The organism is Paenibacillus sp. FSL H3-0310, assembly GCF_038002785.1.
GTDB lineage: Bacteria > Bacillota > Bacilli > Paenibacillales > Paenibacillaceae > Paenibacillus_AQ > Paenibacillus_AQ odorifer.
This window is the reverse complement of record NZ_JBBODC010000001.1, coordinates 2,494,310-2,507,314: the sequence shown is the minus strand read 5'-3', so window position 1 is coordinate 2,507,314 and position 13,005 is coordinate 2,494,310. Positions and strand designations below refer to the sequence as shown.

19 protein-coding genes are annotated in these 13,005 nt (G+C 44.8%); 3 read left to right on the top strand and 16 right to left on the bottom strand.

Annotated elements, in window-relative coordinates:
• Window positions 1–2 precede the first annotated feature (2 nt).
• The 15 genes from dnaB to MHH63_RS11225 form a co-directional block, all read right to left on the bottom strand.
• Window positions 3–1,421, bottom strand: a complete 1,419-nt coding sequence (dnaB, locus tag MHH63_RS11295) for a replicative DNA helicase (RefSeq protein ID WP_341172002.1) — start codon at window positions 1,419–1,421, stop codon at window positions 3–5.
• Window positions 1,414–1,758, bottom strand: a complete 345-nt coding sequence (locus tag MHH63_RS11290) for a hypothetical protein (RefSeq protein ID WP_076220250.1) — start codon at window positions 1,756–1,758, stop codon at window positions 1,414–1,416. Before MHH63_RS11290 ends, dnaB begins: the two co-directional genes overlap by 8 nt.
• A complete protein-coding gene (locus tag MHH63_RS11285) occupies window positions 1,745–2,725 on the bottom strand; it encodes a hypothetical protein (protein WP_341171511.1) in 981 nt (326 codons plus the stop codon). Before MHH63_RS11285 ends, MHH63_RS11290 begins: the two co-directional genes overlap by 14 nt.
• 27 nt (window positions 2,726–2,752) lie before the next feature.
• The gene (locus MHH63_RS11280; protein WP_341171510.1) at window positions 2,753–2,932 is read right to left on the bottom strand and encodes a hypothetical protein; all 180 of its coding nucleotides are present in this window, start codon (window positions 2,930–2,932) and stop codon (window positions 2,753–2,755) included.
• Window positions 2,929–3,636: an MBL fold metallo-hydrolase gene (locus tag MHH63_RS11275; RefSeq protein ID WP_341171509.1), complete on the bottom strand. Its 708-nt coding sequence runs from the start codon at window positions 3,634–3,636 to the stop codon at window positions 2,929–2,931. The genes MHH63_RS11280 and MHH63_RS11275 overlap by 4 nt, the downstream gene beginning before the upstream one ends.
• Window positions 3,636–4,685 (bottom strand): recombinase RecT, encoded by a 1,050-nt coding sequence (locus MHH63_RS11270; protein ID WP_341171508.1) that lies wholly within the window; start codon window positions 4,683–4,685, stop codon window positions 3,636–3,638. Before MHH63_RS11270 ends, MHH63_RS11275 begins: the two co-directional genes overlap by 1 nt.
• A gap of 17 nt (window positions 4,686–4,702) precedes the next feature.
• The gene (locus tag MHH63_RS11265) at window positions 4,703–4,942 is read right to left on the bottom strand and encodes a hypothetical protein (RefSeq protein WP_341171507.1); all 240 of its coding nucleotides are present in this window, start codon (window positions 4,940–4,942) and stop codon (window positions 4,703–4,705) included.
• Complete coding sequence (locus MHH63_RS11260) at window positions 4,943–6,931, bottom strand: hypothetical protein (RefSeq protein ID WP_341171506.1); 1,989 nt, start codon at window positions 6,929–6,931, stop codon at window positions 4,943–4,945. It abuts the gene before it with no gap.
• Window positions 6,928–7,188, bottom strand: coding sequence for a hypothetical protein (locus tag MHH63_RS11255; RefSeq protein ID WP_340970048.1), 261 nt, complete (start codon window positions 7,186–7,188; stop codon window positions 6,928–6,930). The genes MHH63_RS11260 and MHH63_RS11255 overlap by 4 nt, the downstream gene beginning before the upstream one ends.
• 98 nt (window positions 7,189–7,286) lie before the next feature.
• On the bottom strand, window positions 7,287–7,523 hold the full coding sequence (locus MHH63_RS11250; RefSeq protein WP_340970051.1) for a hypothetical protein: 237 nt from the start codon (window positions 7,521–7,523) through the stop codon (window positions 7,287–7,289).
• A gap of 201 nt (window positions 7,524–7,724) precedes the next feature.
• Window positions 7,725–7,976, bottom strand: a complete 252-nt coding sequence (locus tag MHH63_RS11245) for an AbrB/MazE/SpoVT family DNA-binding domain-containing protein (protein WP_341171505.1) — start codon at window positions 7,974–7,976, stop codon at window positions 7,725–7,727.
• 52 nt (window positions 7,977–8,028) lie between these two features.
• A complete protein-coding gene (locus MHH63_RS11240; RefSeq protein WP_341171504.1) occupies window positions 8,029–8,298 on the bottom strand; it encodes a hypothetical protein in 270 nt (89 codons plus the stop codon).
• Between the two features lie 9 nt (window positions 8,299–8,307).
• A complete protein-coding gene (locus MHH63_RS11235) occupies window positions 8,308–8,823 on the bottom strand; it encodes an XRE family transcriptional regulator (RefSeq protein ID WP_341171503.1) in 516 nt (171 codons plus the stop codon).
• A gap of 129 nt (window positions 8,824–8,952) precedes the next feature.
• Window positions 8,953–9,276 carry a hypothetical protein gene (locus tag MHH63_RS11230; protein WP_081383892.1) on the bottom strand — a complete coding sequence of 108 codons (324 nt, stop codon included), beginning with the start codon at window positions 9,274–9,276 and terminating at the stop codon, window positions 8,953–8,955.
• Between the two features lie 18 nt (window positions 9,277–9,294).
• Window positions 9,295–9,495, bottom strand: coding sequence for a helix-turn-helix transcriptional regulator (locus tag MHH63_RS11225; protein WP_445321754.1), 201 nt, complete (start codon window positions 9,493–9,495; stop codon window positions 9,295–9,297).
• A 172-nt stretch (window positions 9,496–9,667) separates the two neighbouring features.
• Here MHH63_RS11225 and MHH63_RS11220 point away from each other — a divergent pair, with 172 nt between their 5' ends.
• From MHH63_RS11220 to MHH63_RS11210, 3 genes are all read left to right on the top strand, one after another.
• A complete protein-coding gene (locus MHH63_RS11220) occupies window positions 9,668–10,033 on the top strand; it encodes a helix-turn-helix domain-containing protein (RefSeq protein WP_076220787.1) in 366 nt (121 codons plus the stop codon).
• Between the two features lie 80 nt (window positions 10,034–10,113).
• A complete protein-coding gene (locus MHH63_RS11215; RefSeq protein ID WP_076220786.1) occupies window positions 10,114–10,968 on the top strand; it encodes an ImmA/IrrE family metallo-endopeptidase in 855 nt (284 codons plus the stop codon).
• A gap of 17 nt (window positions 10,969–10,985) precedes the next feature.
• On the top strand, window positions 10,986–12,224 hold the full coding sequence (locus MHH63_RS11210; protein ID WP_341171502.1) for a tyrosine-type recombinase/integrase: 1,239 nt from the start codon (window positions 10,986–10,988) through the stop codon (window positions 12,222–12,224).
• 241 nt (window positions 12,225–12,465) lie between these two features.
• Here the strand turns inward: MHH63_RS11210 and gerQ are convergent, their stop codons facing one another.
• Window positions 12,466–12,930: a spore coat protein GerQ gene (gerQ, locus tag MHH63_RS11205; protein WP_036687556.1), complete on the bottom strand. Its 465-nt coding sequence runs from the start codon at window positions 12,928–12,930 to the stop codon at window positions 12,466–12,468.
• Between the last annotated feature and the right edge of the window lie 75 nt (window positions 12,931–13,005).

The window sequence follows — 13,005 nt, the reverse complement described above, 5'->3', positions numbered from 1 at the left end:
CTTTACTGCGCCCATTGGCGCTTTGCAATGTTCTTCGCATTCCCTGCCAGCGTTTTTCCCTCATGCACATATTCGTAATTAGCAAATTTATTGAAATTCTTCATGAAGACAAGTTCGACGGTCCCCACCGGGCCGTTACGCTGCTTGGCAATAATGACCTCAATGATGTTCTTTTTCTCTGACTCTTTATCGTAGTAGTCGTCGCGATACAGGAAAGCTACGATATCTGCATCCTGCTCGATCGCACCTGACTCACGAAGATCGCTCATCATCGGACGCTTGTCCTGCCGCTGCTCAACGCCACGGCTGAGTTGGGATAACGCAATGACTGGCACTTCAAGTTCCCGGGCTATTTGCTTCAAGGTTCGGCTAATCTGTGATACCTCTTCCTGCCGGTTCGCACCGCTGCGCCCTCTACCCTGGATGAGCTGCAGATAATCAATCACGATCATTCCCAGCTTGCCTTCTTTCTTCAACCGCCGGCACTTGGCACGAATCTCATTCACCGTTATACCAGGGGTATCGTCAATGTGAATATCCGCCTCCGACAATAATCCAACGGCCATCGCCATGCGTTCCCAATCATCACCTTCAAACTTCCCTGTTCGCATACGACTGGCATCGATCTGGGCTTCAGCACAGATCATTCTTTGTACAAGCTGCGCGGCACTCATCTCCAAACTGAAGATAGCGACAGTCTCCTTCGCTCGTACTCCGACATTTTGAGCAATGTTCAGTGCAAAAGCCGTTTTACCGACCGATGGCCGTGCCGCTACGATAATTAAGTCGTTTTTCTGGAATCCGGCAGTCATCTTATCAAGATCAGTAAACCCAGACTCAATCCCTGTGATTCCGCGGTTTATATCACGGACGTTGTACCGCTGCTCTGCCTCTTCCCATACCTGCATCAATGCATCTTTGATCCCAATAAACTCACGTACTGGAACCGTTTGGTCTGAGAGTTTAGATACAGCAGTCTCAGCCATTGCAACGAACCCTTTAACATCCTGCTCCTCCCCAGCATTACGAAGCAGATCTAGGGCCGTATCAATCGCTTGACGACGAAGGAACATCTCCTGTACTCGCTCAACATAGTAGGCTGCGTTCGCTGTTGTCGGCACTGCATGAGCCAACTTCGACAGGTAACTAACCCCACCAACCTTGTCGATTTCCTCGCTGTCCTGCAGTTGTGAAGTCAGGCTGATCAAATCAATAGGCTGTTCCGCATTGCTGAGACGACGCATCGCTCTGTATATCCGTGCATGTCCTTCGTCGCTAAATTCCCCACCTTGCAATATATCTGCCGAAGCTTCATAAGCCGACTGGTCTATCAAGGACGCACCTAGTACCGCTTGTTCGGCTTGAAGGTCAACTGGCATTTCAATTCCTGCTGCTGCTAAAAAAACCTCACGATCAAGCATCCGTTTCACCTCGAAGCTTCCGCTTCACCGTTTCCCAGTAACCTTCAGGTGGTGGTTTATCGCTAGAACCCCACTCATCGAGATTGGCGAAATGTTCTGCAGCAGCTTCCTTGCTGCGCTGGCTATCTTGCAAATCGCCCAGGCGGCCACGGATGTTTGCAATCTTTGGCTCTACCGTTTCAGTCAGAATATAGCGATCAATATTCTCTTGGGCTGTTTCCGCCGGAAAATCTTTGAGATATTTATAATCTGCTTTTACCTTTTCGACGGAAGCATCAAAAAACGGGAAATGCTTCTTAATCTCTCGATAAAGCTGAGCAACTTCAACCACTTCCACGCTTCTTCTCCTCCTCGATGAACTGTTCTAAATCTTCAATTTCCTGTTGACGTTGGCTTTTTCGACGCTCTCTTGAGGCTCCCAGGGCGACTGTTCCCTGCTTTGAAGATGCAGGGGGAGTTAGGTACCGCTCAAGAAATGAGGACAATTCATCCCAGCAGCCATAAATAACGGTTTTGCAATACGAGAACGTCCGAATCTTGTCCGAAGGTCTCCTCCGTTTAGCTTTCTTTCGGGCAATTGCCAGATCGATGAAAAAGTATACGAGATCCAGCGGCATGGCCTCGTTCGCAATCTCACGAACATGTTCCCAATCGGCAGTAACGGAACTGAGTAGCCCATTACGTTGCATGTAATACTGTTCGATTTTAAGGACACGCTGTTCGACTGTCGGTTTATCAAGATCTATTTGGCCTGTGGAGACGGCACCCACAGCGGCGGTCAGCACCCCGGATCTTGAACTCAACTCTTTTTGATCATCTTCTTCCAAACCATTAATCCATCTATCAATCAAAATCTTTATAATATCTTTATTAGATCGGAAGTTTTCTTCCAGGTGATCGGAAGTTTTCTTCCTATCTCCATCCTCCAGATCGGAAGTTTTTTTCCTATCTCCATCGTCAGAGTGGAAGTTTACTTCCGGTCTATTTTGATACTTTTTTGAGTTCCGAACACTGAAAATAAGTCCATATGGAGCGCGGGTCACTCGTATGTAACCATGCTCCTCTAATCTTTTAATCCAATCGCGGATTGTTCTTCCGGTCACTCCGAAAGTTTCCTCCAACTCACTGCTGCGGATCGGCTTGTTCCCGAGGACAATACCCCAGATAGTTCCCTCTCTTTCCTTCTCCGATGTCGTGGAGCTGATACACCACAGGAAAAGCCATATCGCGCTGCCTATTTGTTTGTAATGTTGTGGCTGCAAAAGCCCTGAGTATGTCGGAAACGGGTAACTGTCTTCGGGCATTCAATCATCCCCTATAAATCATTCATATCAATCTCTATCATCCTGGAGGTAAACGATCGGATATTTCACCCGCTTCACCGTCCAGCCTGGGTAAGCTCGCGCGAAGTATTCTCGTGTCTCCCGCTTAAACTCTTCTTGATCTACATTCATCAGCTTCCAGATCCGCTCCCCCATCATGCTCTGCATCATAGGTTTATCGTTGATCATCGATCTGCCACCCTAACAAGAGCTCCGGTAGTCTCCTGAATCTCTCTCTTAAAGCGCTCTGCGTCACTATTACCGTCAGATAAGTGCAGAAGCCAAATCTCCTCAACATTCCGGGTATCATTGGCTTTCAAGAATTCTTTCACATTCTCCAATTCGAAGTGAGAACGAAGCAGCCGTTTCTTTTGGGCGGGATGCAAGTGACCCGCAGCCACCCGATTGTTAACGATTTCTAAGGAATAATTACACTCCACCATGATGTGAGTCAGGCCTTTGAAGCGATGCCGGCAATAGTAGGTATCAGTCAGAAAGACCAGCTTATCTCCCGCTGTATTGGCTAGCAGAAAACCTAGCGGCTCTTCCACATCATGCTGAATATCAAACGGTAGAATTGTCCAAGTATCAATTGTGAACTGCTCCAACGCCTTTATGACCTTCAGGCGATGTCCTGACAACCCTCTGGCATCCGCCGTTCCTTGACTGGTATAAATGTTTATACCTGCTCGCATAATGTCAGGAGCAGCCTTGCTATGGTCCAGGTGCTCGTGTGTAATGAGGCAACCGGCAATGTCCGACATTCTAAAATTAAGCGCCCGTTGTATCGACTTATAAGGAAAACCGGCTTCCAGCAGAAGTACGGTATGCCCGTCAGATATGCGATAGGCGTTACCAGCGCTGCTAGAGCCGAGACATTGGATGTCAATCATTAAAATTCCATCTCTTGTTCCACAGGAGGTACATCACCAGAGAAATTATCAGGATCAGTTTCACCTGTGGAATTATCATTCGCAGGCGAGCTATTAGCTGCATCCGCCGGTGAACCATTCGGAGTAATATCAATAATCGGTCCGTTTGCATTCGCCCGAATTTCCTCTTCGACTTCCGCCTCTGCAAAATCACTTTCCATTTGCTTAAGGCGCAGGTAGTCATCGTCAATCTTCTGAGAGTCGATAGTAATGTCGCCATAGGCGGCGCGGTAAATAGTCTTCCAGGCCATCTTGTCATACCAGCCTTCAACTGTTTCCGTGCCAACCTTTTTGTTATTTTCCCATTTGTCCTTTTCTCCGCCCCAGAATTCCGCAGAAGCATGATCAGGCTTTCTCTTTTCGATATCTTTTTTTGTCATGACGACAAGTTTGTTTTTTTCCGGGACCTTGGAAAAACTATGATAATAAAAGCCCCCAATGATATTTCCACGGTCAAATGCATTTACGATCTCGAACTCATAGCCTTCATACTGATTCTTTGAATCCTTCTTGATCGGTTTGAACTTATCGCTCGAATAAACCAGTTCAACGGTTACGTGATCTGGAACTTCAAGACCGTATTTCGTAGCCTTAAGCTCAATCCCACGGTACCCTTCAATAAAGGTGATATCATATTTTCCAGTATGCTTATTTTTATAGGGGATTGGATTAATATGGTTAGGTTGAGAAGGGTCAAATCCAACCCTTGCCATAGCCACCACATCACGAGCAAGCTTCTCCATGTTTACGTGTTGCCAAGTTACCGGCACAGCATCACGGAACTTCTCAGACTTCTTCAACCGCTTTTCTTCAGTTGTCTTAAGAATGGCATCCAGAGCGACAAAGTAATTCTGAGCGAGACGTTTCTGAAAGTTGGTAAGGGCTACTTCTCCAACGCTGGAACCAAACTCAGAAATGACTTTGGTCATAAAGCGTTCTGATTGTGTCGGTTCTTTCTTTTCAATCTCTGCAAGTGTCATATGTTGCTTTGTTTGATCAGTGGTACTCATTAAATCGCCTCCTAAATTTAATCGCAGTAAGATCGGAAGCAGTGCGGGCATCCGGTAACAAGCTCCCGACCTGCTTTTTCAACAGTAATCCCCGATGACTCACGTCCATCGGACTTTCCCTTCCACACATGATGACCAGGTGCATATATATTTTGATTACAAGACCAACAGCGGCCATCGTTTGGCGCGAAGCGAGGATCTTGATGCTCCTCACAGTAATTTTTCTGTGCCTTAATGCTTTCCTGAACGTCGTACATTCAAATCGCCTCCTGTATAGCTGCCGTCTCAATGCGCAGCCGTTTATCTGCTTCACTTACTACCAGTCGGATCACCTGAGCGTCAGTTGCGATCAGCTGCGTCACGGCCTCGGCATTATCTACGAAGATTGGAGCCGAGAATCCGTAATGCTCACCTAATGTGTTGATGATGTCCAAACCAACATTAATTCGAGCCGCATTGTTGAGCCCACCATCATAAGGAACTCCTCTATAAAGCGTGTCGCAGACTTCCTTGATCCCGCCGTTGATTTGATCCTCAAATAGTCGAAACCGTGCGAGCTTGAATTTGCTGTTGATCTTGGTATCCAGCATGCTGACCTTGGTCTTAGTGAACTCCTCGCAGAGGAACAATTCATGCTGCAGGCGTTCGTACTCTGATGCAAGTTCCCGCTCTTGTTTCTCTAGCTCCATCACCCGCATTTGCGCCCGGCGGACACTATCGAATTTGACTAGATCGCGTTCCATTTCTTCGATCTCAGCACGTTGCCGGCGAATTTCGGAACGAGCTATTGCAGCAGCATCCTCACCTGAAGTTCTCAATACTTCAATCTGCTGTTTAACTTGAGTTGCTTCAGCCTGCTTGCTCGCATATTCCGGATCTGAGGCAGGATCTTTTACACCTGCTCGAAGGACGGTTAGCTGATCATCAGCGGATGTGACCTCAGCCTGCAGGATTTTCAGGGTACTGGTTAAACCTTCAATTTCTTCCCGTAGCCGAATGATTTCCTCCTCGAATTTCTGAGCTTCTGCCACCGCTGCTTTACCGGAATTATTGATACGCTCCTTACGCTCTGCTAGCCGACGATTAAATTCAGCCTCTGCTTTGTTGTGGGCTGCCTTAATTTGGTCTTCTGGGAGTGACTGACCGCAGGCTGGGCAATTTGCATCATGACCTTCAGGATGTTCGAAGGTAAGACTCTTCAGCTCAGCAAATTCTGTTCTCAAGCGATCTGCTTCTTGCCGACGATCAGAAACTAAGCGCTCATTCTGCTTGATACGTTGCTCTTTGTCCTCTACTGTACGGCGGTACTTATCCAGCTCGTTATGCATCCGGTTCACTTCATCACGTTTGAGAGCCAACTTATCCAACACATTGGACTGCATCCGACTCTTGATATCGATAAGCTCACCTTCAATTTTACGAAGCCGCTTCTCCTGAACTGCCACTTCCCCGCCAGAAAGGATGCGGGACAATTCTGCCTCGCTGGATTCAACCCGGCGGCGAAGCATTGCGATATCTTCCTTGAGGAGCTCTTCATCCAGCTCCGCAACATCCGGCATTTGGCGCTGCACTTCACTGATCCGCACCGGCAGTTCCTTGATCTCCTTGTTAATCACAGCGCATCGGGAAGAAATAACCTTTTTATGTGACTCAAGGTCGCGATCTCCCAGGATACCAGGTAATGAAACAAGTTCCTTGTTACCGTAAATGACCTCGGCGTCCGTAAGATCACCGCATACTTCCAGTAACGTCTTCCGGCGTTCTTCTTTCTTTAGCTGTTCATTGAAGTAAGAAGGTGAAGTCAGGAGCTTGAATAAATCCTCTTTGATGATGGAATCAACTTCGGCGGTGTACTCTCCTTTTTTCACAGGAACACCATCAATGAAGTAATTCGTTTCATGTCCTTCGAACGCATCCGTCGCGGAACCACGTTTCTTAGTCCACTTTTCAGTAAATACTCGGCGGAAAGTACGACGGCGGCCATCGATCAAGAAAACTCCCTCCACCTCGTGCTCCAACTTGTGCTGAAGAACCTTTCCCACTCCATCCAAACCTTTAATCTCGAAGTCAGCCTTGTTCTGGCTGTCCTTACCGAACAAGAGCCAGACAAAGCCGTCGAACATAGTGGTCTTCCCAGTAGCATTGTCACCATAGACATCAGCATCCCCGCCATTAGCGGCGAGGACAAGTTCTTTAATACCTTTGAAATTACGGAGCGTTAGGCGCTCCAAAACGATACGTTTCAAGCGATCCCCTCCTCGATGGCTGCAATGCATTCATCGTGCAGCAGTAATTGTTGATCAGGTGTTTCTGGATAGCGGATACCATCCAAATAAGTCCGGATTTTGTATTCCAGCTCAGCCAATTGCTCATTGCTAAAATGATGCTGAATGGATTCCCCGCCTTGCTGGATATTTAGAACCGGAGGATTAAAGTAGGTCTCCGCATCGATGATGAAGTCAACGATTCCCTCATGTAAGAGAAATGTGTGCGTTCCACGCATGGATGAACTCCCCCTCTTGTGTAGTGCGCCCCCAGCATGATATAGTGGGGGCAAGAAAATTTGATTTTCAATGAACTGAGATAGCCCATGCCAGTGGGCTATTTTTCGTTGTCGTGTTCAGCAATTTCTTTGTATTCCACGATTACAGGAGCGTTCTCGACACTGGCTATCATGTGGCCATCTTCGTCCAGAACGACATACTCAGAATGAACATGGTCCTCATACTCAGAACCAACCTGCTTAATCTCAATTACTTCATGGCTATCAATCTCGGTTCCAACTTCAAATACTCGTGTAGGATTACTAACCACTGTTAACTTTTGAATGATTTGCATAAGCTGCCTCCTTTCTATGTATTTGCAAGGTGAGCGAGGGAGTAACTGCACCAATAAAGACGGCCTTTTCAGCTCCCTTGACCTATGTGATCCGCCACCACCTTGGATGCGTCAGCCGCATCTTGGAATCCCGGACGGAGGAAAGGTTATTTCTAAGGTCCGACATCCCAAGACAGGGGCCGAAGCCCGTGCCCGTCCTTCTTAAATCTTTGCTGCTGCTGCCATTTTTTGAATAACTGAACGGCTGTACAGTTTCCCTTCAAACGGAACCAAATCTTCCTGGCTACCAGTGATCGAACAGCCAGGCGCATACTTGCGGAAGATGATCTTGTCGTCGTCAACGAAGATCTCTACAGGGTCTTTGATCTCCAAATTCATAGTGCGACGTAATTCAATAGGAATAACGATCCGTCCAAGCTCGTCCAATTTACGTACAATTCCAGTTGATTTCATATTATTAGCCTCCGTAAGATGATTTTTAAGAGTTTATTAATGCATTTGAATCTCAAAGGGTAACCTTGTGCTTTTCACGCTTCGGGTTTAGAATGGACATCAAGAGATTCTCTAACCGAGATTTCAAACCAAGTGACTGCCCTGCCAGGCGGTCATTTTCCATTTCTACTTCTGCGATGCGGATCATATTATTCAGATAGTCTTCAGCATCCTCAATCCTTCCTGGTAGAATCACATCCGGATTCTTCCGGATCATCTGCAGGTTATGAGCTGCATGCTGACCCGCTTCTTTTGCCTCAGCAACCAATCGTTCTCTTTCCAAAGCGCTCCCTCATTTCAAATATTTTTTAACTTTTAGCTCAGCACGATGCTCCTTCCAAGTTCCCAACCAACTAAAGGAATACTCTTTACATAGCACTGCAGCCAGATGAGTCAGGGCCGTAATAGCTTCCACCGTTTCCATAAGCAGTCGTTTTATTTGATGTCGCTCTGCATCCGTTATTTGTTCATTAGTTTTGCTGATTGGAGCATGTCCAGAAGCGTCCAGCACTTCTTCCATTTCTTCGATAGTTTTAAATAAAACGCTCGCTCTATGTAGGTCTACGTTGTCTAACCATGGGGCAAACGCCCCACCAGTTACATCTGCAGCAGCTGCTAGTGAGAGTTGCCCATCATCGTAATGCTCAACCGCTGCCTTCATGACTGGCCTGGAAGCTTTACGCGTTCCTTTAACGATTTTCCCGATTTGAGAAGCATCGACATTAGCTACTTTTCCAGCAATATGCCGGTTATCACCAGCACGTTTCAATACGTCTTGTAGTGCGGTTCCAAATTGTCCGATTGCCAACTAGATTTCAACTCCTTTGTCCGTTTTATGGGATGCTATCGGACAGAGGCCTGATGTATGATGTTGTTAAGCGATTCCCCTTACCGCAATCCCTGCCCGCCGCTGCCGATAAAGCTCGGCGGGTTTTCTTTATCCGATTGCATGTCTGCGTTTAGCTTTGAAATCTTCACCAGCGTTATTATCGATCCACTCGGTGTGTTCATCGATCCACCGAAGTAATAAAGCTGACGGTATCCGTGGATTACCAAACTCACGATTCACTGGAAAGTCTGGACGTTTCATAACCTCAGTGGCTGTTGGTCTGCTAATGTCCAGAAGTTCCATGAACTGCTTAATGCTAAGCACTGGCGGTAGTGAAGTCGGGACTTGTACTGCGTAAACTTCAATTGCTCGAGATACAACTTTTTCAAGCAACCGTTCTAAGTCATCGCTGTCCATCACAACTATGGACATTTAGATCACCTCCTTGATTCAAATATGTTCCTTTAAGGAACTTTTGTCTTCAAAAAAATTTTCCCATGGAAATTTAAGAACACTAGCAATAGCTTTTGCAGCGGGAACAGCAGGAGTTTTAGTACCGACTTCAATATTTGTATAGTAACTCCGCGATATACCTGCTTCATCAGCTACCTGCTCATGAGTTTTACCTAATGTCTCACGAAGTTCTTTCAACCAACTCCTCATCCAGCATCACCTCCATTGTTCCTTTAAGTAACTTTATAGCTTGATTATATGTTACTTTAAGAAACATGTCAAACATAAAAGTTTCTTTTAAGAACATTTATATCAAGTTTCTTTTAGGAACATTATAATAGTCTTATCTTGTATAGTTGGGGTTGTGTACATGGAAATAGTAGGGAAACGAATAAAAGGTGAACGAGAGGCCTTAAAGAAACAGGATCAAAAATGGACTCAAGAATTTGTTGCAGATCTTATTGGTGTTGCTAGGGTAACCTACACTGCTTATGAAAATGGAACAAAATTACCACCAGTAGATACATTGAATAAAATAGCTGACACATTTGATTGTGACACTGATTTCTTAAGTGGAAGATCAAATATACGCAAGAAGCCTGAGAGCAACCTTACTTTCTACGGTGGGCCAAATGACTGGACAGAAGAGGAATTTAAAGCGGCTGATGATTTTATAAAGGAAATCAGAGAGGCACGACAAAGAGCTTTAGATAAAGCAAATAAAGAGCAGAAATAAAGAGGTTTTACACATAGCCAGCAATGGCTTTTCTTTTACATACAAAATAGAACATATGTACGCTAATTGGAGGATTTAACATGAACTTATCCAAATACTTCAAAACTCCGTTGGAACAAACTATTGAAAATCACTACCTCTCCAGGGCTATATTGGTGCCAAACGATTTGACTATAGAACGAATTTCTGAAGCCTTTAATGTTGAGGTGCATTTCAAAAGCGTTAAATCGTTTTCTGATAATGAATTATGTGTAATTGTTATCAACCAACAGGATGAACGTGATGTACAGCATAAAACATTCTTCCACGAGCTTGGACACGTGCTCCGCCATGTTGGGGATCAGCGTCAGATTTCGGAGCTTTTCCAGCAAATGCAAGAAGCTGATGCCGAACGATTCAGTCTTTACGCAGCCATCCCCTTTTTCATGCTTGAAAAATTGCAGCTCCCTGCTTTCGAAGAAGAAGCGGCAGGTATAGTTGCAACCGTATTTCAGGTTCCTCCAGAATTCGCACTGTTGCGTCTGAAACAGATTCGCGAGCGTATTGCTAGCGCTGAATTCATGACGGCTTTTACATATACTGCTGTGGCCAAGGAAAACACTTTACCATACACGACAACTCCTGAGCCAATCATACGAGGTGTTTACGGGCTTGACGATTTATCTAGACCCCACACGCTTATCATTGAACAACGTGGAGGTTTTAAGTGGGATCAGCCACTCTACATCGAGGTTAATGGAACCTTTAAAAGCGTGGATGTCCATCCAAACTCTAATCGGAATAGCGCTGTTGTTCGTTCAAGTGATCTTTTAATCCCTCCGAGCCGTTCTGGATACGTAATGATCGACATGGAGCGAATTGCTTCTCGACATGGACAAAACGCAAACAAATTGTTTCTAACCATAGAAGCTTTAGAAGATGCTATTAATTTTTAATTTAGGAGGACCTACTCATGGCCAGCGTATTTAAAATACCTGCAAAGAACAAACAAGGCTACAAGTGGAAGTGTGTCATGGAGGGTCCTCCTGATCCGGTCACAGGCAAGCGCCAACAGGTACCGAGGGTACGTGATACTCAGAAGGAAGCCATCGCCGCAGCTCAGGCAGTTGTGGATCGTATGAAGGGTGGAACCGATACAAAGCGAGCCAAAAAAATGAAATTCAATGAGGCTGCTCAAGAATGGCTACAAGATTATATTATTACTAGCGGAGTTAAAGGAAAAACTGTGGAAGCTCATGTGTCCGACATTAATTTACTGAACAAATATTATGGTGGAGCTAATATTGATAAAATAACACATAACCAACATCAAAAAATGCTCAACAATTTGTTTTCAGAAGGATATGAAATAAATTCCATCTATCGTTATCACTCAACAGCAAATTTAATTTTCAAATGGATTATCAAAGAAAATTTACGCATGGATAATCCTTGTCAAAACATTAAAATGCCTAAAAAACAAAGGACAGTTTTAGAAGCTAAAAACAATGCACTGGAAGAAAAATTTCTGGAAAGAAGTGAAATTGAAGAATTTCTGGAAGTACTACAAAATCACGGTTTAGGTGATGATCTAGAGACGTTTTATTTTTTGCTGTTTAGCGGAGTGCGACCCGGAGAATTTTGTGCATTAGAGTGGCCTGATTTCAACTTCGAAACTCGTGACGTTCATATTTATAAAACACTTCACTTTCCACAGGGTGGAAGTGGCGCGTACCAATTAACACCTCCAAAGACTACCGGATCCGTCCGCACCTTTGATGTGGATGATTTCATCGTTGAGATGTTTAAGCGGTTAAAGGTAAAACAGTCCGCTCGACATAAAAGATACAAGGAGCTCCACGATGACTTTGTAGAGACTCAGTTTATTTTGACCAATAACAACGGAACACCATTTACAAACTGGAAGTTAGTTAATCGTATGGCTCGTCTAATGAAATTAACAAACATCAAGAAGCACGCGACCCCTCATATATTTCGACACACGCACATCACAATGCTTATCGAAGCAAGTATAGCGTCTGGCTCTCAGATTGATCTCAAAACGATTATGAAGCGTGTAGGTCACGATGATGCAAAAACCACACTCAAGATTTATACCCATGTGACGGAACGAATGATGCAGAGCAGTAGTGACAAACTAAAAATCCACTTCCAAAACATATTAAATCCCAAGGATCTGCCGAGAATGTGATTTTTCTGTGATTTCAAGATAAAAAAAAGACTCAAAATCCCTTGTAAACACTGATATATCAAGGTTATTTGAGTCTCATACAATTTATTATATTAATATATTGGGGCAAACCGCAAGCATGCGTGTCCTTTTGAAAAAAAATGGGCGATGATTATCAAGATTATTCCATAAATTCATCACAAAAAAAAAGAACTCCTAACCGTTTGGCGTTGGAGTTCTTCTCATCGAAGATAGGTTAAATTTAGCGACAATTTCTCATCGTTGGAGGATTGCCAATTACACCTGGGTATTGGTAAGTAAGGGGCTCATCGAAGGTAGCATAATCAAAATAAATCATAAGTAAGACGGTGCGTTGGCCAGTCGCAGGGTCACTGATAATAATGTGGTCACGGCCTGCCGCTTCCAGCACACCCTTGTAAACTTTGGCATTCCAGTCTTTATTGTTCTCATAAGTAAAATAAAACGTACCTACTTTTCCTAAATTCAGGCGGAAAATATTCTCAATGTAGGATTGTTCGAACGTTTGTGGTGGATTCTGAACTACTACTCCCCCTGGAGTCATTGGACTACCACTGCTTACTTGGGGTGGCATGCTGCCCATGCCTTGCATTCCTGATGACATCGGCATTCCGGAAGACATTGGCATACCTGAAGAAGAGACACTACCGATGGTATAAGTTACGGGGCGGTAAGGTTGAACGATCATTTACTGAAACCTCCTAAATGTTTATCAGAGCATGAGCTCCTTTGGACACTAATGAAACTTACATTTGGACACAAT